Origin of the sequence: Natronolimnobius baerhuensis, from assembly GCF_002177135.1 — an archaeon.
Classification (GTDB): domain Archaea; phylum Halobacteriota; class Halobacteria; order Halobacteriales; family Natrialbaceae; genus Natronolimnobius; species Natronolimnobius baerhuensis.
Map to the genome: position 1 here is coordinate 13634 of NZ_MWPH01000002.1, position 20190 is coordinate 33823.

Annotated in this window: 14 protein-coding genes and 4 pseudogenes; 8 read left to right on the top strand and 10 right to left on the bottom strand. The window is 55.6% G+C overall.

Annotation, left to right across the window (positions count from 1 at the left end; genetic code table 11):
- Positions 1 to 76: 76 nt before the first annotated feature.
- Positions 77 to 1711 carry a flippase gene (locus B2G88_RS06300; RefSeq protein WP_087714313.1) on the bottom strand — a complete coding sequence of 545 codons (1635 nt, stop codon included), beginning with the start codon at positions 1709 to 1711 and terminating at the stop codon, positions 77 to 79.
- Between the two features lie 344 nt (positions 1712 to 2055).
- Here B2G88_RS06300 and B2G88_RS06305 point away from each other — a divergent pair, with 344 nt between their 5' ends.
- Positions 2056 to 3177: a polysaccharide deacetylase family protein gene (locus B2G88_RS06305; protein ID WP_054863913.1), complete on the top strand. Its 1122-nt coding sequence runs from the start codon at positions 2056 to 2058 to the stop codon at positions 3175 to 3177.
- A 19-nt stretch (positions 3178 to 3196) separates the two neighbouring features.
- On the opposite strand, the gene B2G88_RS06310 is transcribed toward B2G88_RS06305, so the two are convergent.
- The 3 genes from B2G88_RS06310 to B2G88_RS06320 form a co-directional block, all read right to left on the bottom strand.
- Positions 3197 to 4825 (bottom strand): right-handed parallel beta-helix repeat-containing protein, encoded by a 1629-nt coding sequence (locus tag B2G88_RS06310; protein WP_087714314.1) that lies wholly within the window; start codon positions 4823 to 4825, stop codon positions 3197 to 3199.
- Positions 4826 to 5088: 263 nt separating this feature from the next.
- Positions 5089 to 5751, bottom strand: coding sequence for a helix-turn-helix domain-containing protein (locus B2G88_RS06315; RefSeq protein ID WP_087714315.1), 663 nt, complete (start codon positions 5749 to 5751; stop codon positions 5089 to 5091).
- Positions 5752 to 5851: 100 nt separating this feature from the next.
- The gene (locus B2G88_RS06320; RefSeq protein ID WP_245835317.1) at positions 5852 to 7513 is read right to left on the bottom strand and encodes an alkaline phosphatase family protein; all 1662 of its coding nucleotides are present in this window, start codon (positions 7511 to 7513) and stop codon (positions 5852 to 5854) included.
- A 574-nt stretch (positions 7514 to 8087) separates the two neighbouring features.
- On the opposite strand from B2G88_RS06320, the gene B2G88_RS06325 reads away from it, so the two are divergent.
- A complete protein-coding gene (locus B2G88_RS06325; protein WP_054863912.1) occupies positions 8088 to 8447 on the top strand; it encodes a hypothetical protein in 360 nt (119 codons plus the stop codon).
- Between the two features lie 305 nt (positions 8448 to 8752).
- Here the strand turns inward: B2G88_RS06325 and B2G88_RS06330 are convergent.
- Positions 8753 to 9387, bottom strand: a pseudogene (locus B2G88_RS06330) (IS6 family transposase).
- 102 nt (positions 9388 to 9489) lie between these two features.
- Positions 9490 to 10461: a sensor histidine kinase gene (locus B2G88_RS06335; RefSeq protein WP_087714317.1), complete on the bottom strand. Its 972-nt coding sequence runs from the start codon at positions 10459 to 10461 to the stop codon at positions 9490 to 9492.
- Positions 10462 to 10614: 153 nt separating this feature from the next.
- Here B2G88_RS06335 and B2G88_RS06340 point away from each other — a divergent pair, with 153 nt between their 5' ends.
- Positions 10615 to 11652, top strand: a complete 1038-nt coding sequence (locus B2G88_RS06340; RefSeq protein ID WP_054863909.1) for a PAS domain-containing sensor histidine kinase — start codon at positions 10615 to 10617, stop codon at positions 11650 to 11652.
- Here the strand turns inward: B2G88_RS06340 and B2G88_RS19870 are convergent.
- The gene (locus B2G88_RS19870) at positions 11629 to 12150 is read right to left on the bottom strand and encodes a DUF7342 family protein (RefSeq protein WP_176393189.1); all 522 of its coding nucleotides are present in this window, start codon (positions 12148 to 12150) and stop codon (positions 11629 to 11631) included. The two genes, B2G88_RS06340 and B2G88_RS19870, sit on opposite strands and share 24 nt — an antisense overlap.
- An 84-nt stretch (positions 12151 to 12234) precedes the next feature.
- On the bottom strand, positions 12235 to 12978 hold the full coding sequence (locus B2G88_RS06350) for a nuclease-related domain-containing protein (RefSeq protein ID WP_054863908.1): 744 nt from the start codon (positions 12976 to 12978) through the stop codon (positions 12235 to 12237).
- Positions 12979 to 13123: 145 nt separating this feature from the next.
- On the opposite strand from B2G88_RS06350, the gene B2G88_RS06355 reads away from it, so the two are divergent.
- A complete protein-coding gene (locus B2G88_RS06355; RefSeq protein WP_054863907.1) occupies positions 13124 to 13402 on the top strand; it encodes a hypothetical protein in 279 nt (92 codons plus the stop codon).
- Positions 13403 to 13499: 97 nt separating this feature from the next.
- On the top strand, positions 13500 to 13904 hold the full coding sequence (locus tag B2G88_RS06360) for a TRAM domain-containing protein (RefSeq protein ID WP_054863906.1): 405 nt from the start codon (positions 13500 to 13502) through the stop codon (positions 13902 to 13904).
- Positions 13905 to 13925: 21 nt separating this feature from the next.
- Here B2G88_RS06360 and B2G88_RS06365 read toward each other — a convergent pair whose 3' ends face one another.
- Positions 13926 to 14891, bottom strand: a complete 966-nt coding sequence (locus B2G88_RS06365) for a transcription initiation factor IIB (protein WP_087714318.1) — start codon at positions 14889 to 14891, stop codon at positions 13926 to 13928.
- On the opposite strand from B2G88_RS06365, the pseudogene B2G88_RS19800 reads away from it, so the two are divergent.
- The 3 pseudogenes from B2G88_RS19800 to B2G88_RS06385 form a co-directional block, all read left to right on the top strand.
- Positions 14782 to 15439: pseudogene (locus B2G88_RS19800) on the top strand (IS6 family transposase). The gene B2G88_RS06365 and the pseudogene B2G88_RS19800 sit on opposite strands and share 110 nt — an antisense overlap.
- A 7-nt stretch (positions 15440 to 15446) precedes the next feature.
- Positions 15447 to 16021, top strand: a pseudogene (locus B2G88_RS06375) (IS6 family transposase); the annotation flags it as partial.
- Between the two features lie 413 nt (positions 16022 to 16434).
- A pseudogene (locus B2G88_RS06385) lies at positions 16435 to 16795 on the top strand (transposase); the annotation flags it as partial.
- Between the two features lie 70 nt (positions 16796 to 16865).
- On the opposite strand, the gene B2G88_RS06390 reads toward B2G88_RS06385, so the two are convergent.
- A complete protein-coding gene (locus tag B2G88_RS06390) occupies positions 16866 to 19970 on the bottom strand; it encodes an FAD-binding and (Fe-S)-binding domain-containing protein (protein ID WP_087714320.1) in 3105 nt (1034 codons plus the stop codon).
- Positions 19971 to 20190: the final 220 nt, after the last annotated feature.

The following is a 20190-nucleotide window of genomic DNA, read 5'->3' on the forward strand; positions in this document are numbered from 1 at the left end:
GGTGCGACGGCAAGCCTATGCTCGCTGGCACCAGTGACTACTCGAGAGTTCTCCAATAAGACTGCGGATGCCTGGCTCAGGGCAACACGACCGGAGCGTCGATCCCCAGAACCCCCACGGCGAGCCCCGACGCGAACAAAGACAGCCCAGCGCCGACAAGCAGGAGTTGGAACCAGTTTCGCGGGGGGCCACTCTCGAGGCCCGCAAGTCGAGTCTGCAGTGTACTGGCACTCGAGCCGACTGGATCCGGAAACGCCGAGAGGATCTCGAGCGGTTCGGTCAGGTCGAGTGCGCCGACCAGCAAGGCAAACCCGAGGTAGAGGACGAAGCCGACCGGTGGGACGACGAGGAGGGCGAGCCACGGGTTCGAAATCGTGGCAGTAAGCGCGAAGATCGGCACGGCGGTGAGGATCGTCGCCAGCGTCGCTCGAGCCAGGCGTGCGTCTGCGAGCGGGTCGAAGCCGACTTGACGAGCGCTCCAGCAGTGGAGGACGAACATCGAACCGTAGCCGATACTGGTCGCGATGGCCGCGCCGTGCATGCCGTAGGACGGGATCAGCAGGACGTTGAGGACGACGTTGACGCCGGCCGCGACGCCGGTGGCGGCGACGGGATAGCGAAGGGTTCCGTTCCCCTGTGAGACAGCCAGAACCGGCCTGGCGAGGGCGAACCCAAGCGCGCCGGGGAGGAGTAACAACAGCGGGTCGATAGCCGGCTCAGCCTCGGCACCGAAGTAAAGCGGAATCGCAACGTCAGCGAGCGCTGCGAGGCCAACTGCCATTACGCCGGTCAGCAGAAACGTATACCGCGTCGTTCGGGAGGCGAGGTCCGTGATCTCCCGGGTGCGATTTCGGGACCACAGTTCGGACGTGGAGTGGACAAACACCGTCTGTAGCGCCAGCGGGACGAACCAGAGGAACTCGGCGATCTGGAGGGCGGCCCGGTAGTTCCCAACGTCCGAACTCTCGCGGAACTGCTGGAGCATCAGAATGTCGACGTGGTACAGCGACATCAGCAAGAACACGAGGACGATACTCATCGAGTTGAACGTAAGCATCTGCGTTCGTGGGAACCGCTCGGTCGGCGTCGAAAACACCGACAGCAGCGAGATTCGACTGTGGACGAGCGCCAATCCGACGACCGCGACGAGCGCACTGGCGACGATGTGGCCGAGCAGCGCGCCGACGACACCGAAGCCGACGTAGGTAAGCGGAATCGCGACGACGACGAAGCCGACCTTATCGAGGATTTTCAGCGGTTCGGAGTAGCGCTCGAGGCCGAATCCCATGAGCGTCTTTCGCGCATAGTCGCGAAACTGGGCCGTCACGACGAGGATCGCGAGGATGTAGAAGTACACTGCTCGCTCCTCACCGAACGCGACCGAAACGTAGCCGAACTCGGTCGCAGCAACCATGACGAGAATGCCGATTGCGGCGAGCCAGATCGCCAGCCGCAGGTAGAAGCCGACGACGTGTTCCTGCCAGTTGGCGACGGAGCGGTCCTCGGCGAGATACTTCCGGACGCCGTCGGTGATGCCAGAGCTCACGAAGATCATGTAGATGGCGAACACCGAGAGCAAGACCGCGTAGTCACCATAGGCCGACGCGCCGAGGAATCGGTACAGAAGCGGCGTCGAGACGGCAGTGACGATCAAGACGACGATCTTCGCGCTGACGACCGAGAAGATGCCACTCGCGAGGCTCCTGTTCATCGCCACGGCCGCGGGTCACCCCCGTTCGAAACGTGGCAAGTCACGGTGCCGGGCGGACAGCGATGAGCGCAGAGAGAGACCACAATAGCAGTGGCGTGTCGCTCTCGAGACCTTATTATAGCCGTGTTAAACGCCACAGCGACTGCCTTCGACGGTGGAGATCAACCAGGCCACTCAGTCTCGAGGCAGCATCATCGCTTCGAGCGTATCCAGCACCCACGAACGTACCCACAGCAGGACAGGCTGGTTTCGTTCGCAAAACCGCAAGACGGTACGGAGAATCGCTCTCCCAGTCATTAACGGAAATATAAGTATAGAGTCGACGGGCCGACAGTAGTGCGAAGATGGATCAGCAATCGACGCGTCGGCGACTCATTGAGGCGACCGGCGTGGGTATGCTCGGACTGACGGCCGGCTGTGTCAGTCGCTGGACCGAACGCGACGGGAACGGCGACTCGAGCGAGGAGTCGGAGTCTCGAGATAGTGACGCAGACGGCGGCGCCGAGACTGAGACGGGCCAAGACGACACTGCGAACGGAGCTGAAAGCGGCGAGGACGAGAGTGAGAATACGGACGACGTCCCGAGCATTGACGGCGGGGCTGTCGTGTTCGTCTACGACGATGGGCCAATCGAGGACTACGAGCAGGCGTTTCCGGTCCATCAGGAGTTCGACGCCCCTGCGACTGCCGGAATCGTCTCGGAGTGGGTCGGCCGTGAAGACTATAACGGCACCGACTGGATGGCCCTCAACCACCTGGAGGAACTCGCCGATGCGGGCTGGGAAATCGCGTCGCACACGACCGCCCACACCGCACTCGGTGCGTTCGACCTCGTCGAAGACGTCGAGCCGGACGAGACGCGGATCTATCCCGAGCAGCGCAATCACGGCTTTCACCACGGCTACGAGATCGAAATCACGGACGGCAACGAGAGCGTGCGCCGGACTGTTGTCGACTCGGACACCGACGATATCGGTGGCTTCCTCGAGTTCGACGAGCCAGTCGGCGTGTCCTTCGATGCCGATGAGACAGTCGAACGCTATCCAGACGACCTCATGCACGAGTTCCTCGAGGAGTCAAAACAGGACCTCGAGGGGCTTGGGTTCGACATCGACACCCTGCTGGCACCGTACGACATCGTCGACGAGCGGACGGTCGATATCGCTCGAGAGTACTACGACGGGATTTCGAACGTTCACCCGGGATCGATGCACAACGATCCCGAAGCGTTCGATCCGTTCGGAACCAACCGTGACTACTTCATCGAGTTTACGACCCGCGAGGAGGTGCAAGCAGAACTCGATCAGGTCGCCGAGCAAGAGGCCCTCGGCATACTTGGCGCCCACACGTTCAAAGACGACGTGACCGCAGAGCGAATCCGTGAAACCCTCGAGTGGGTCGACGAACGCGACCTCGAGGTCGTGACCTTCCGCGAAGCGATTGGGGCGACCGAGACGCTCGAGTGACGGGAATGCTGGGTTTCGCCTAGGCGAGTGTGTTTCGCCACGTTACAACATCGGTCGCGCCGAGGTCGTCGATACCGTTGACGATGTGATTCACCCGGAGTTCGGGGCCGTCGATACCGGGGTAGAGTCGGATGCCCTCGAGTCCAGCAGTGTGTGATTCAGCCGCCGAGTTTCGAATGTGGTTGCCGTTGCCCTGATCGACGTACGGGTACTGACTCGCGTGGAACTCGCCTCTGTAGATTGTGGCGTCATCGCCGGTGATAACGAGGCCATTGCGGTCGACACCGTTTCGACCTGGCTGGTCGACGCGGACGTGACTGAACCGGCAGTTATCCCGGCCACAGCGGATACCGTCACGCAATCCAGCGCTGGTCACACCCGCCTCGCCGGAGATATTGGTGAGTTCGACGAGCACGCGATCCTGTTTGCTCGTCTCTCGAATCCACAGCGGGTAGCCACCCGCCGTTTCGTGGACGATATCACAGTCGACGATATGGGAGAATCCGGCGCGAGGCGAGACGACGATTCCGTGATTGACATCGTCACCACGGAGTTCGAGTGAGGTCCCCTCGACTCGCGACCGACTACAGGTGTTCATCACCGCAATCGCGTGGCTGGTCGGCTGTGGCGCCGAGATCGAGATATCAACGTCGGAAATCTCGAGGTTGTCACCGTTCTCGAGGCGGATGCCCCGCTGGCTGTTGTCGTACGACCGCGTTCGGTCAACAGCGACAGTGGCATCTCGGATGACGCTGCCCTGCCCACCGAGGCGGACGTTCGCGCCGTTGCTGTTTGCAAATCGGCCGCCGTCGACGATGACCGTACCCTCCTCGTTGACCGCGTACAGACCGTTATCCGGAAAGCCGCCGAGTTCGCAGTCTCTGAACTCGAGGTGGCCGACGTTCGTGTTTGCCTCGATACCGATTGGGCCGCGCCACAGATTCCCCGCGTTCGGCGTGTCGTCGGCATGGCGACCGCCATCAGGCGCACGGAAACGTTCGACGACGCCCTGACCGTTCGGATCGCTGATCGCGAACATGCCCGGACCCCACGTTCCGCTGTCGTGTTCGCCGTCGATTGTAATATCGCGTACCTGCAACTCCTGTGAAATCGTCGTCTCGATTACGCGGATACCAGTCTCGGCCGCCGTCTGATCGACGTCGAACCCCTCGAACTGGAGGCGCTGACCAGGGTTGTACGAGACGCCGAGTCGGAACAGGCGGAACCGTGGCCCATCGAACTCGTGGTACGGCGCGGGGACAATCGTCGCGTCGCGTCCGAAGAAACCGATGTTCTCGAATCCGGTAAATCGGAACTGTGAGTCCATATAGTACCGCCCCTCAGGAAAGACGAACGCCGTATTATCCGCCCGCAGGTCCTCGAGTACCGGCGTAATCGATTTCCCACCGGTGTTGTCCGCTCCGGCTTCGACGACATCGACGACAGTGTCGTAGTTCTCGTGAAACGCTGCTGCTGGTGAACTTGCACTCGAGAGCACGCCGAGTGTCGTTGCCCCCGTTACGGCGACCCCTCGCAAAAACGTCCGCCGAGATCGGTTCGACATCGTGGTAGCGTGAGAATCGGTCGTCGGTCGCCCCCGCGCCTCATCCCCCGGCTCCGCATCTCGCATCCCGCTTCGTTCCGTCATTGATAGTCACTTCTAGTGAAGCAACGAGGTGGCCGAGTAACTAGGGGTTCGGATAGCAAGTTTTTAAGTACTAATCGTTCCCCCGAGCTGAGAAGTATGATTTCCCCACCGACTAAAACGGTTTCACTGTGACCAACAGTAGCGAGCAAGGAAATTTCGAAGTTCGACTCTTAGGCTCTTTGAAGCCGTTTATCGACAGTATAAGTCACCAGGGTAGTAACAAGCGGACACCTCGAGAGGATAGTGGCAATTATCATCACAGATTAGATAGTTGTGCCGGCAGTTCGGTCGTTCTCGAGTGTGGCTGCGATCAGCATCGAGATCGCTCGCCGAAGTTGCTGGGAGACGGCTGAATCGGTCACGTCGAGTCGCTCAGCCAGGTCATCCTGAGTGATATCCCGCGGCACATCGAAGTAGCCAGCTTCGTATGCCAGCAGGAGAATCTCACGCTGGTTATCGGTCAAGAAGTACGTGCCCTCGTCGGTGGCACCAGACTCACACAGCTTTGTCACCCGGAACGAGACGCCATGGTCGCGGTACCAGTGTCGAATCGCCGCCAACGACTCTCTGTCAGGAAGGTACAGTCGAACACTCCACGCAGCGTTGGTACTCGTCGCAGTAAAGACGAATATCCCACACTCGCTACACTGGCCCGGGACAATCTCGAGATGGGTGTCAATGGTCAGCCGGTAGATCGACCGCTGTCCAAACGTGGCGACCTTCGTTGCCGCAGAAATGGTCGCATCGTCTGCCAGAACCTCCTCGAGGGCGTCTGTCTCGTCACCGAACACGGAAACGAACTGCATCTGGGTGCCGTTGGAGGTCGTCTCGTACTCACGTCTCAGCGTGAGATCGGGCTGGCGCTTCATGGTCGGGACCAGCGGAAGCTCATCGTGAGTCAGACGGACGTCTGCAATGAATCCCATCGAGCGATCGGTGTTGCAAGACTCACCAGGACAACCCATACTTATCCCCCGTGTAAGACGGTTTCAGCCGCTCAAACAGAGCAAGAGCAGTGTGAAGTTGTCACTCCATGTAGCCAAGATCGGCCAGCCGTTCAGTGACGTCAGCATCAGGCTCAGCTCGGCTGGTTTCGTCGTCCTCGTAGGACGGGTAGCGACTCGATTCGACTGCGTCAGTCGAGTCCAGCACTGGGACGACGCTGCCATCCATCCGGTCACTGTAGGGTAGGCCCATCGCGGCCATGATCGTCGGTGCAACGTCGAAGATGTGTGCGCTGTCAATCGCTGCATCCGAATCGATGCCCGCCCCTGTGGCTGCGAAGACGCCCTCGAGTTTGTGATTCCAGGGTTCAGCGGGGTCGAAGTAGCCGTCCTCCCCGCTACCGAGTTGCTCGGTAATCATATGATCGAAGCCGGACGGAATCGTGACGATATCGACCGCCTCCTCGTGGTTCGGGCCGTGGAAGTACCGCTCGCTCGGTGCGACGGTCTCGAAGAACGGCTCCCCATCGGGCGTCTCGACAGTCTGAAGTTCTCGAATGAGTTCCTCACGAACCTGTTCGTACGAATCGGGCGACACGACACCGTCAGGATCTCGCCCCTCGAGATTGATCCGAACGCCGAGTTCAGTTCGGGCGCGGACGTACGCCACAGAGTTGGCGAAATCGACCTGTTCGTTCGCCGTTCGAGAGACACCGCCCGGTGCATGGTCGATGGCGAACTCGGCGAGACCAACCCGCTCGAGACCCGCCCGGATACGACTAGCCGTGAGCCCGAACCGAGCAGCGACCGACAACGTCCGCGCTGTGAGTCCGGGCTCCCACGTGTCACAGTCTTCTCCCTCACGAAGCTGCCTGCGCATCGGCGTCCACGAGGGCATTCCCTTCCCGCCAGTTGTCGTCTCGAGATACCCAGCATCACGGAGGAACTCGTTGATTCGAAACTCTGAGCCCTCGTAGGGACCCATTCCGTGATCGCTGACGAGAAACACCCGCTCCGGATCGCAGTGCTCGAGGATCTCTGCGATCTGCTCGTCCGTTGCCTCGTAGACGCGGTCGACGTGCGCTTCGTCGCCATCGAACTCGTGGAAGACGGTGTCTGTCTTCTGGAACTGGACGAACCCGAAGTCCGGCTCGTACTCGTTGACAAGGTAGCGAAATGCCGAACCGCGCATACCGACCAGCGTACAGTACTCCTCGATTTTTTCTGCCTCCGAGAGCGAGTCGTCATCGCGCGTGTAGCTCGGGTACACGCGGTACTCGCCGATCCCGTCGCGAACGTCCTCTAAGAGTCCCGCCGGATGACAGGGTGGGTCTTCGGGGCCGAGAAACCCGGGAATCACCGCGCCATCGAACTCGTCGGGCGGGTGTGTGACTGGCGCATTAACGACGACACTCGAGCGGTCGTGATGATCGAGCAGCGTCCACAGCGGGTGTTCGTGGACGTCGTCGTTGCTCGTTACGTGCCAATCGTAGCCATCGTACCCGACGAAGCCAATCGAGCCGTGTTTACCGGGATTGACGCCAGTATAGATCGACGGCCAGGCACTTGGTGTCCACGGTGGAATCTGGGACTCGAGAGGCGCAGCGACCCCGTCCGTACAGAGCCGTTCAATCGTCGGAATGCGGTCCTCCTCAAACAACCGTTCGAAAATCGGCAAACAGCCCGCATCAATGCCAATGAGCAACGTCTCCAGGTTGCTCGAGTCGGTCGTAGTACTCGTCATCGGGACACCGGTATCGTTGCTGTGTGGGTGAGTCATCGGTCGTAGTATTGATCGCAACACTGGGGTAGTCAGTCGCAACCGAAACTGATCGGCAGCGACAGCAGTCGAAACACGACTGGTACGTTATCGCCTGCGTTGACTCCACCATACTTCATTATCAAGCAGTTAAACCAGTCAGCGACGCTGTAGCGGGGAATTTGTCTGACTCGAGGAGCGCCACAGTGCAACTGGAACAGCTACCCAGCACAAGCAGAGTGCCGTGTGTCGTTCAGACGGCGATGACGATGCCTGCTGTGGCTGATAAGAGAGACTCAAGGACAGCCTCAGTGGAAAACGGAATCTGGTCTGCTTCGGCATTTATACGGGTGCTAAAGGACCAAATCGACAGTTGAGAACTTTGCCGGCGTGGTAGCAAGCCTATAGAACGAAAGTAGCAAAACGAAAAATACATGTCGGAAATGCAACGACACAATTGCTCTCACTGCAAACATTGCAATTCGAGTTAATCGAGATAATTCACTGCAACGAACTCTCAGCCTTATTTAGCAATTCGTCATCGGCCTAAACGCACGCTATGAAAGCACCAACCCTCAACAGACGGCGATTCACGAAGGTACTCGGCGTCGGTGCGGTTGCCGCGCTCGCAGGCTGTATGGATGACGATGACGAAGAGTCGGTCGACGAAGGTAACGGAATCGGTGACGATGACGGGATGGACGACGACGACCTGAACGGCGACGGAGACGACGACGAACTAGACGATGCCGACGATGATGGGCTAGACGATGATGACGAAGGCGAAGATGACGATATCGACGCGGGCGACGATGAAGATGATGACATCGACGACGATAACGATGATGAGGATGATGACGATGGGCTGGACGATGATGACGACGAAGACGACGACGGCTTAGACGACGAAGACGAGTAATCGGTGAGAGTGGCGGATTCACCTCGTTGATACCACCACGAAAAGAGGCGGTTGGGAGGCCGCCATCGGAAGATGCCCTGCAATCTTGCCGTTCTTTTTTGAACGAAAATCCGCAGGCATAATCGCTATTTGATTGTCACTCGAGTCGATAGCCATCACTCACCGGTAGTGATACTACCGAACAGAAGTCAATCCGAAGCTGGTCACGAATTCACGACCGTTCCAGCGTGGAACGGCCGCACGCATACGACCGGATTTACATGTCCGGCAGTATGAGTCAGTGGCTGCGTTCAGAAGGGGAGTGTTCAGACAAGCTGATTCCATGCGAAGCTGAACGATCTGAACCGGTCGTCGGCAGTTTCTGCTTCCGCATTGCTGAAAAGTTTGATAAACTGAGTGTTTGTCGTTTTATCTCTCGAAAGATACGTTCAACAGCGTTCCGATTTCCATATTTCTCGTCTCTAAAATCGAAGCCGTGACGCTGACATGTATCTTGCAACGAGTGCGATCCATTGACGAGAAACACGGCATCGGAGACGTCGTGTTTCTCGGAGAGTTCTATAAGAAACGAATGAGCGATAACCTTCGTTGTTGTCGGTTCAAGCGTTGTATGGACCAATTCGTTTGTCTCAGGGCTAACTGCAGCGTACAGTCAATACTGCTCATTATTCAGTTGGATCACAGTCTCGTCAATCGCAACGTAATCTGGACATCGACCGGATTCAGGCTGTAAATCGGCCTTGTGAACCCAATTATAAACAGTAGAACGAGCCCGTTCGACACCAAATGTCTCGAGAATAAAAACAGTATTCGAAAGCGATAATCCAGCAAAGTGCAATTGAATACTAAGCTTCATCAGCAATCGTGGTGTCGCTTCGCGTTCAATACATCCTAAGTCGATCTGGTCGATATTACCGCTGAGGCTAGCGCTTTCTGGCATAAACACTCAAAAAACGCTACGGCTCACTTTTCAATCCGTATCTGAACACCGTCGTCTTGAATTAGATTGGTAGTCAAATTGCTGTGACTTCCAACGTGTCGCTCACTGAAATTCGAAGCGAGCACCACCCTCTTGCGATTCCATAAGTGTGGCTTCAAATTCATGGTCGGTGGCAATCCGGTTTACAATCGTCAACCCAACTCCGTTCCCACTATATCCTGTTGTAAATCCATGTTCAAATACTTGTTCTCGTTTCGCTTGTGGAATTCCTTTTCCAGTATCTTCAACGTAGAATCCACTACCAATGGGTCCGACTCGAACAGTTACATCCGCTCCACCATGGCCGACTGCGTTTCGAAACAGATTTTCAAAAAGTGCCTGGAGTTGACTCCTATCACCTTGGATCGTGCAATCTTCTGTTTCAAGGGATGCTGACCGTATATCGATGTATTCCCATGCCTCTCGTGCAACCGCAGGTAGTGAGACTGACTTGCGTGTCTCTGACGAGGAATTGGTTTGTGCGAGTGCGGTGAGATCTACAATGAGATCCTCGACTCGGACCAACGCGTCCTCGATTCCATCCAAATGGATGTCTTCGCCCGTCTCGCGATACTGCTCGAGTTCACCGACTGCAATTGCTAAGGGGTTCTGAAGATCGTGAGAAACCATACTCGCAAACTGATCAAGACGCTCATTTTTGGTGACGAGTGCCGCTGCTGTCTGACGAACTTCAGTAACATCTTGCGTAACTAAAATCCCATATGGCTCATTGCCAACACGTACCGATCTCGTCTCAATATGATGGATTCGATCCTGATACTCAATATCAAACGACCGAGTCCCCCCTGCAATTGTCGCACGGAGATTCGGTTCAAGTACGGCAACCGTTTCATCTGGGAAAATATCGTCAACGTGTTTGCCGACCATCTCTGCTGCTTTCTGTTGTGAGAACGGCAGTGTTTCGGGACCAACAATACGATAGTGAAGATCAGAATCGAACAGTACTAACACCCCATTTGGAAAGTGCTCAATTAGCGTTCGATCACCATGAGATGGTGCATCTTCGTTTTGCATGAGTTTTTCTGGTACGCGATGTATCTATTTTTCATATCTTAAGGGTGTTGTCTTGGGCCTAAAAGTGAATGTGTGTATATGTGTGTCGAGAACCAATAGGCAACCGTTTCCCCAGAAGATCTGTTTATATAAGTTTACTTACTTTAGTTTGGTATGGCTGATTTGGAAAATATCTCACTGCCAAAATCTTTCGATGACACACATATTGCAATAACCTTACATGACCCTGAAGATGGTAAAATCCTTGATGTGAATAAACAGTTAGAACAATTATATGGCTACACTCGAGCAGAACTCCGAGAAATGAGGGTTGGAGACTATACGGCTTCCACAAAGCGGTTCACTCAAGAAAAAGCGGTCCGTCGGATTCAGGCAGCTGCAGACGGAGACGAGCAGGTATTTGAGTGGCAAATCGAGCGCTCTACTGGTGAGTTAGTCTGGGTCCGTGTTTGTCTGAATCAGACAACAATCGATGAACTGCCATGCGTTATTGCAGAAGTGCAAGATATTACAGAATACAAGGCTCGAGAGCGCCGATTACGCCTTCTTAATCGAGTTATCCGTCACAACCTACGAAATGAGACGAACATACTCATTGGGTACGCCGACCGCCTCAAAAGTGCAATCGAAGCGGAGACACTTGAGGAGGAAGTTGAAACAATCCTGGACATCGCTATGGAGATTGGAACGTTGAGTGACTCGATTCAACAGGTCGAAGAGATTGCAGAACCCGGCGCAACAGAACGTTCGCCCACAAAAGTCAGAAAACTGGTCAAGGATGTTGTTGCAGAGATTCGATCAGAGTATCCAAACGCTAACCTGACAGTCGATATCCAGTCAGACGTTTTCGTGAACGCTGATAAGGGCCTCCACTACGCAACTAAGCACGCTCTCGAAAATGCAATCGTCCATAGCGATGATAAAACTTCCACGGTTAAAATTTTGGTTGCTAAAGAGACCGATACTGGTCGGGGGGTAATCCAAATCACCGATACTAATCCAAGTATCCCTGCTGTTGAAACTGACGTGCTCAAAGAGGATGTGTCGGCAAATACCACTTTTCACGGGTCCGGTGTTGGCCTTTGGGTGATGCAATGGTGTGTCGATTCTCTCGGTGGTGAACTCGTCTTCGAGGAGGAATCACCGGAAGGGAATATTGTTCGCTTTTTATTGCCCCAGACCTCTACGTGAGGTAGCAGGTTCTAATTTACTTTCGGGTGACGAAAGGCCAACGACGTCATCGTACAACTGGAGAGCATGCTTCACGAGTCTGAGTTCAGTGTTTATCGCCTCCCAGGTTTCGACGACATTACGACGCTTACGAAGCTCCGCAACTGGCAAATCTTCACCGGCGAGTTGCTCCCGCAACTCAGTAAGCGAACTGACGTTGTATTCTGCGGCCAGTTCCTCTTGTTTCGTCTTTAACTCCGTAAGCTGGCTTTCCAATCTGTCGCGCGAATACTCGTCGATCAGATCAGTCACCTCATCGAAGAACATTCGAACAGGATTCAACTCGTATGCTTTCGTCCCATCAATCGTCGTTTCTCTGACCCAGTCATCATTCTGCAGTCGCTGGAGTTTATCATCCGCTGTCGTCCGCGAGACATCTGCTCGGTCCGCAATCTCTTGTACAGGTGCTGTTTTATCAAGCAACTCTACGACATGGCGGACGTGTTCACGCCCGCTCATACTGTCCGTTCACGATTGTTGATCTGAGCCGTCCATGGTACTGGCATTTGGATCCGCCATCTCGAATAATTTTGCTCGAATCAATTATTCAAACCACAATGGTGGAATCTGAATCCCGATCGCTTCTTGTTTCTGGTCGAGTCCACGCAACCCTTTCTGGACACGTTCGTACAACGCTCCCTTGTTCGCAGTGCTGGTTACTGGAGGCGTGTAATCATCAGTAATCGCAGGTCCCCCACTGAGAATCGATCGCCCGTCTGCATACACCTCATCTGTGAGTGATCGTCGAATGCTGATATCATTGAGTCGCCGACGAAGCGCCTGGGGTGACAGTTCATCACCCGTAATGACCTTCGGTGTCGACGGGAGTTCGTGGAATCCACGTGCTTCCCACTCTTTGCGTGTGATATTTGGCAGGGCAACAAACTGATTTGATGGGACGACGACCTCCCCGTATTCGTTGACCAACGATGTATCTCCACGGTTGAAATATGATCGGAGATGCATCGCCTGCTGGCGAGCCTGGCCAAGTGGTGTCGATTGGTTTTGGCCCATTCCCTGAAGATACCACGTGTACCCATCGATACGATCGATATGCCCGATCTGGTACCCTTTGCATTCGATGACCAGTAGTCCAAGGTCCTGGTGAAACAAAACGAAGTCCGGTTCCTGATCGAATTGCCCGCTTGTCTTGTCGATTATCGGGTACTTGTAGTACGCTATGCCAGTGTCGTCTGGCCCAAGCGCCTCCTTGAGTCCGTCCCAGACTTCCTGTTCAGCGTCTTCCCCTGCTTCATCAGAAGGATCCAAAGACGCGATAAATTCCATCTGGCTGGATACTCGCGTGAGTCGTCATTTATACTCTTCTATAGATATTTAATCCTGATATTGCATTGAGTATAACCGTGAGTAGGGAACTTCTGGAGGTGAAGTGTGTGCAAGGTATTAGCTACTAACAACTGTATACCAACCCATGACGAAGCGTATTCAGTTCAGCAACTGGGAAACAGTAGTCGATGAACTGCGCCAGTTTGGAGAGACCGGAGACGTGACTCTCAAAGACGATCGGATCCGGATCAACTTCGGGTCTGCACACATTGAGGTGTCGCAGGATGGTCTCGTCAGTACGGGGATGCCACTTCATGAGTTCGAGCAGAAAGGAGACGTCGATCTCATCGTAAATCACGACGACGGCTCTCTCACGATTGAATCCGACGACGTGACCTATACGTTCAGACGACCTGGTGGGTGAGCATTCGTACCGATTGAGCACCGTATTGCTCGAGTCGTTCTGTCACCGATGGTCTCAAGAGGGTATCTACACAGTGCTTTGAGAAGGAACGATACTGATGCAGATTCCCGACACCCTACTATGTTTGTTTAGTGCTAGCGTGACAGAACAACGCGATTCGTACGTCATCGAAATTCCCAAGTCTGAAATTGCAACCGAAAATCTTCGAGAAGACGAAGTCTATCGCGTTGGATTGTTTGAAACGACAACCACCCCTGACGAGGACAGTACACAGAGACGAGAGGAAGACACTCTAGAGCCACCTGTTGCGGAAGGCGAAACTCGCACTGTCGACATTGAAGACATCGGAGAGCAAGGTGATGGCGTTGCTCGTGTCGAGCGAGGGTATGTGATCATTATCCCCGATACGGAGAAGGGCGAACGAGTGACCATCGAACTCACGGATGTCACAGAAACCGTTGCCTTCGCCGAGGTTATCGAACGCGAGGACTACTACCTGTGAACTGATTCCCACTCAGCAGCGTTAGCTGTGAATCCCCATTGCAGCGATTTGCTCTTGATACCGATTTCGGATCGTGACCTCAGTTACTTGCGCAACATCCGCGACCTCACGCTGGGTCTTTTTGCTATTGCACAGGAGCGAAGCGGCATAGATGGCCGCTGCGGCATATCCAGTCGGTGATTTGCCTGACAGCAACCCTTTCTCGGCTGTCGTATCGATGATTTCGTTAGCTTTCGCTTGTACCTCTTCGGGAAGTTCGAGTTCAGAACAGAATCGAGGGACGTATTTCTTCGGATCGACAGGCTCCATCTCGAGGCTTAGTTCCTGTGAGATGTACCGATATGTGCGGCCAATTTCCATCCGGTCTACTCGTGAGACGGCCGCAATCTCATCCAGGGATCGTGGGATCCCTTCCATCCGACAGGCTGCGTATAGCGTACTGGTAGCGACACCTTCGATTGAGCGACCCCGGATGAGATCCTCGTCAAGTGCACGTCGATAGAGGACGCTTGCAACCTCTCGAACAGAGCGGGGAACACCCAGCGCAGAAGCCATCCGGTCTGTCTCAGAGAGCGCAAACTGGAGGTTTCGTTCGCCGGCATCCTTTGTTCGGATCCGCTCTTGCCATTTCCGCAGTCGATTCATTTGCGTGCGCTTCTCCGAGGAAAGTGATCGACCGTAGGCGTCTTGGTCTTTCCAGTCGATTGTCGTCGTCAGCCCCTTATCGTGCATTGTCTGGGTCGTCGGCGCACCAACGCGTGATTTACTGTCACGCTCGGCTGCGTTGAACGCCCGCCACTCTGGGCCTCGATCAATCGTCTCCTCTTCCAAAATCAGTCCACAGTCCTCACAGCTAATTTCGCTTTCATCCGAACTTCTGGTGAGCGACGTTGAATCACATTCAGGACAGGTTCGAACGCCTTCCTGTCCAGTGGTTTCGTCTTCAGTTTCGTCCTCACGCTCTTTCTGGCGGGTCAGGCGTTCCATTACCTATAATGAATTGTTCGATACGGTTAAACACTGGGTGCATAGGCACCGTCTAGTTAGCGTGGTTTGAGCTAACAGCGTTCCCGACCCGCCGAGGGCGAAGCCCTCGCTGGTCGCGGTTGACGAGACCGCTGTCAAAATAAACGGCGAATGGTCTTGATTGTACGCTGCAATAGACCTCGACACAAAACTGATTCTCGACGCGCAATTGTTCGGCCGCCATGGCACCGATCCAGCGGTTGCATTCCTGCATAGACTCCGCGAAAAACATAATCTCTCCGAGGCGGTGTTTCTCGTCGATCAATTTGGCTATCGGACTGCCCTTGCTCGGTTAGGATTGAACTGTCAGGTTGACTATACCGACCGAAACCTCATCGAAAAGTGGTCTCACACCTTCAAAATGCGCGTTGACCGTTTCCATAACTCGTGGGTGGGCAGTCGGCGGAGCACCCCGCAAATGGATTGAACAATTTGTACATTACTACAACCGACAGAGACCGCATCAATTGCTCGATGGCCGAACGCCAGCTGAGGAGATGCTAAACTAGACAGTGCCAGCTCAGTATTCAGCTACATCTCGTTGGACTTTCGCTTTCGAATACTATCTTTAATCTTGATATGCTCGGTGTCAAACGCGTTCAATCTCCCGTTCACAATTGGGTTCACAAGGCTGATCTACAGCCCGAATCTGGTCGGTGTCCGGATCACGTTGCGGTTGACGAAACTGTGATCCGATTGATGATGAGCAGTATTGGCTGTACGCCGCAGTTGATCCTGAAACAAACGAATCACTCCATACCAAGCTTGAGGCGACGAAAACGAAGGTTCTCGCTCTTTCGTTTCTTACGGAACTCTCCGAGAAACACGGCGTCAGAGACGTCGTGTTTCTCGTCGATAGATCGTACTCGTTACAAGATGCATGTCAGCGTCACGGCTTCGATTTCAGAGACGAGAAACATGGAAATCGGAACGCTGTTGAACGTGTGTTTGGTGTGATAAAGCGACGGATCCTCTGTTTCTCAAACTACTTTAACAATGCCGAAGCAGAAACTGCCGACGACTGGATTAGATCATTCAGCTTCGCATGGAATCAGCTTATTTGGACACTACCTGTTTCCGTGGGCAACTGAAGGCGTGCTGAGTGGTCGAAATCGTATACGTTCAATTTCAAATTACGCAGTGGAATTATTGATGTCTAGTGGTTCGGGGATTTCGGTGGCCTCTAGAACCATCGGTTACATCGAATGCAGATGTCTTTTGCGTGTCCGGAAAATAGTACGGGAGTCTCCGTATCGCTCTGACGCAGCTTCAGCACTCGAGGCGACAGCAGTTGCGTCGATACCGAGTTCCGAACTCGACTCGGCAGCGAACGTCTCCCGACTCGATTCCGTCGGCGAGTGGACCTTGACCGACTCGAGGCCGACGTCGATCAGGACGAGGCCACGTTCCGTCTCGGCGAGTGTGGGCGTGATGAGCAACTCGAGGTCGCCGTACTCGACGGTGACAGCAGGGAATGAACGTATCCAGATTCACCCATGTCAGGTGTCTCTTGGGCGCGATCACCGAAGACGGTGATCGGTTTTTCGCTCGGTTCGAAGAGTACGTAGCCGCCGAACACGCCATCCATCTCATTCGTGCGTTATGCAAAGAGTTCGAAGATGATCTGCTCATTGTGCTGGATGGAGTGCCGTATTTTCAGGCGTCGGACGTCACAGACCTGGTGGCCCGTGATGGCCTCGCCTTCGTCACGTTACCAGCGTACTCGCCAGAGCTAAACCTGTCAATGGAGACAACTCCGAGTCGCTCTCAGCAACCGCTTCTTTGAGTCACTTGATGATCTTACAACGGCGATTGATACAGCCCTTGATCAACGCTCTATTCCTACAGTGAGTAATTACTTCTAACGTCTACTATAGCCGGAGCGCAAGCACAAATCCGAGTAGCCATCTCGGTTCCAGACAGACGACAGATCTCTCAGTGAGTTCCCGAATCCGGGTTCTGGATCGCAACGGCCAGCAACTCGATTGGGGTCGGCGGCTCATCCCGATCAAGAGGACTACCGGCGAGCATACTCTCCGCGGGAACCGGATTGAGCTGTCTCTCACCCAGTTGGGTTCGACACGATGTCCCAGGTGCAGTAACAACCGAAGCGTCACTGTCTGCGATCTGTTCGACCAGAAGATCAGCGATTGACTGACTCATCGAGTAGTGTTCGGCCTCGTAACCAAACGTTCCGGCCATGCCACAACAGGTCGAGTCAAGTGGATCGACGGTATAGCCGGCCCGTCGTAACACGCCAACTGCGTGGTGGTCCTTTGCGTGTGCCTTCTGGTGGCAGTGGCCGTGATAGGCAAGTGACTCGTTGGGGGCGTTCCAGTTGATGGGGTCGCCAAGTCGGAACGTATCGAGATACTCACAGATTCCGTAGCTATTCTTGGCAACCGCTTCAACGCGGTCGCCCGACAACAGATCCAGCGCATCGGACTGGAACATGACTGCATCCGATGGTTCAGCGAGGACGACGTCCCACCCGTCGCGGACTCGAGGAGCGAGTTCTGCGACGTTTGTTCGCATCGTCTCGCGAGCCTTCTCGACGAACCCCTTCGAGAGCGCTGGCCGGCCGCTATCGGTTCGCTCTGTGACGTCAACGTGAACACCGGCAGCCTCGAGTACCTGAATTGTCGCTTTTCCGACTTCTGGATGACAGTAGTTCGTGTACGTGTCAGCAACGAATACTACGTTTCTCTCGGCATCAGCTTCAGATACGCGTGACCCACCACGCGCGTCAAACCAGTTCTGGACGGTCTCTCGGTGGAAGGTTGGAAGCGAACGGTCGCGGGCAATACCGACGGTCTCCTCGGCAATTGTTCGTACACCTGGGAGCGAATTGACAACGTTCGAGACGGGGGCAAGCATGCTGCCAATTCCTGCAAGCGTGTCGAAGTTCGCGAAGAGCCGATCACGGACGCTCGAGCCGTGTTCCTGATGGCGGGTATGCATGACCTCGGTCTTGAGCTTGGCAAGGTCGACCTCGCTGGGACAGTCGTGTTTGCAGCCCTTGCAGCCGATACAGAGGTCAAGCACTTCTTCGGCGAACTCGTCGTCGGTGGGATCGTCGGGCAGGTCACCGCTCATGGCCTGACGAAGCATGTTGGCTCGTCCACGAGTGCTGGTAATCTCCTCGTCGGCTGCTCTGTAGGTCGGGCACATGACACTTCCGGTCGTCTCCTGAGAGCCTCGACAGCTCCCACACCCGTGACAGAGTTCGACCATACCCTGCATCCCATTCTCATTGGTCCAATTCAGTGACGGGGAAAATGAAGGCTCATAGCTGTATTCGTCGCCGTATCGCAGGTTCGCCGTCATGTCGTGGTCGCCACAGACGTTCCCCGGATTGAGCAACCAGTTGGGGTCGAACGCCGACTTCAGACTCCGGAACGTCTCCCAGAGAGCATCGCCGTAGAGCTTCTGGTTCCACTGTGTTCGAGCGCGACCGTCGCCGTGTTCACCGGAGACGCTGCCACCAAAGGAGACGATCATATCGGTTACCTCGTCGGCGATGGCCACCATCGCCTCGCGATCAGCGGCGGCTTTCGTATTCACGAGTGGCCGCACGTGGAGCACACCGGGACCCGCATGCGCGTAGAACGCCGCGTCGACGTCACGGCCCTGGTCGGCCAACAGCGACTGGAACCGCTCGACGAACTCCGGGAGGTGTTCGGGCGGGACCGCACAGTCCTCGATAAAGCTGATGTGTTTCTCGTCACTCGTCCGCGAGAGCAAGATTGGCAGCCCGGCTTTGCGCAACGTCCAGAACTGCTCCCGGTCGGGTTCGTCGTGTGCCTCGAGGCCGGCAACGGCGTACTGATCGTCGGCCCATGGTCGGTCGTCTGGCGGCACTACCTTGGTGTCGCGGTCAGGGTCGGAACCACGGTCAGCGAGGAGTTTGGCCGTCTGCTCGCGTCCGTGGTCGTCATCCGTGGCGTAGAACTCGACCAGCAACGCCGCAGAGACCCCGTCGGGGACCAATGTGGCAACATCCTCGAATCCGGCTGTGTTCCGTGCCAATCCCAAAAGAACGTCGTCGATCAACTCGACCGCTGCAGGCTCGTGTTCGAGGACGTGTTGGACGTCGGTCACGGCCTCGAGGACGCTCTCGTAGAACAGTAGCGACACTGCCTTCGTCTCGGGCACCGGTTCGAGGGAAATCTCGGCTTCGGTGATACTGGCGAGGGTTCCCTCGCTGCCAGCCAGCACACGGGCAAGGTTGACGAAACCGCGTTCGGCTTCCTCGACGAGCACGTCGAGGTTGTACCCAGAGACGTTGCGCTTCAGGTCGGGGAACCGTTCGCGGACCTCGTCGGCGTCCTCGTCGATGATACGAACGACTTCGGCGAAGACGCACTCGAGGATGGTTCCTTCAGGATCTGCGCGGTCTCGGAGTTCCTCGAGGTCGATTTCGCCGAGCGTCGCAACGGTACCGTCGGCGAGGACAACCTCACACTCCTCGACGTAGGCGTCGGTTTTCCCGTAGACGAGCGAATGGGCACCCGTCGAATTGTTGCCGATTGCACCACCGATGACGCTCCGGTTGCCAGCGGCCGGATCAGGTGCAAACTTCAGTTCGTGGGGCGAGAGTGTGTCGTTGAGTTCGTCAAGGATAACGCCTGGCTGAACCCTCGCCCGCCGTTCGTCTGGATCAACGGAGACGATGCCATCCATGTACCGAGTGAAATCGAGGACAACCGCCTCGTTAACTGCCTGTCCTGCAAGGCTGGTGCCACCACCGCGAGGCAGCACTGGAATCTCTCGATCTGCACAGTACTCGACGACGGCAGCGACATCGTCGGTCGACGTCGGAAAGACGACACCGATGGGCGTCATCTCGTACGCGCTCGCGTCGGTCGCGTACAATTGGCGGGTGTAGCTGTCGAAACGGACGTCTCCCGCGATCAGTTCCTCGAGAGCCTCAACCAGACCGGGTTGGGCAACCTCGCCCGAAGCGTAGTCGTAGTTCGCTCGAGTGTCGACGGCGGGGCTCGAGTCTCGTCGGTTGAACGCGTTCGAGTTCGCCGTCATACCGTCCCCGTTCCAATTGGTCGCCCGTGTTCGATTCGTGTTCGACACCGTACGACTCCAGAATCGACTCGCACAAGCACCGCTGCTGGCGTGGTCCGCATTGGCATGGGTACCCTATATTTCCGGACAGTCGAGTTAGTGGTTTCGGTCCCCCCTATTTGTTCGTGGAGACCGAACCGTGTTGGCACTCTCTGTCACACGACTACCGGCGAGACGTATA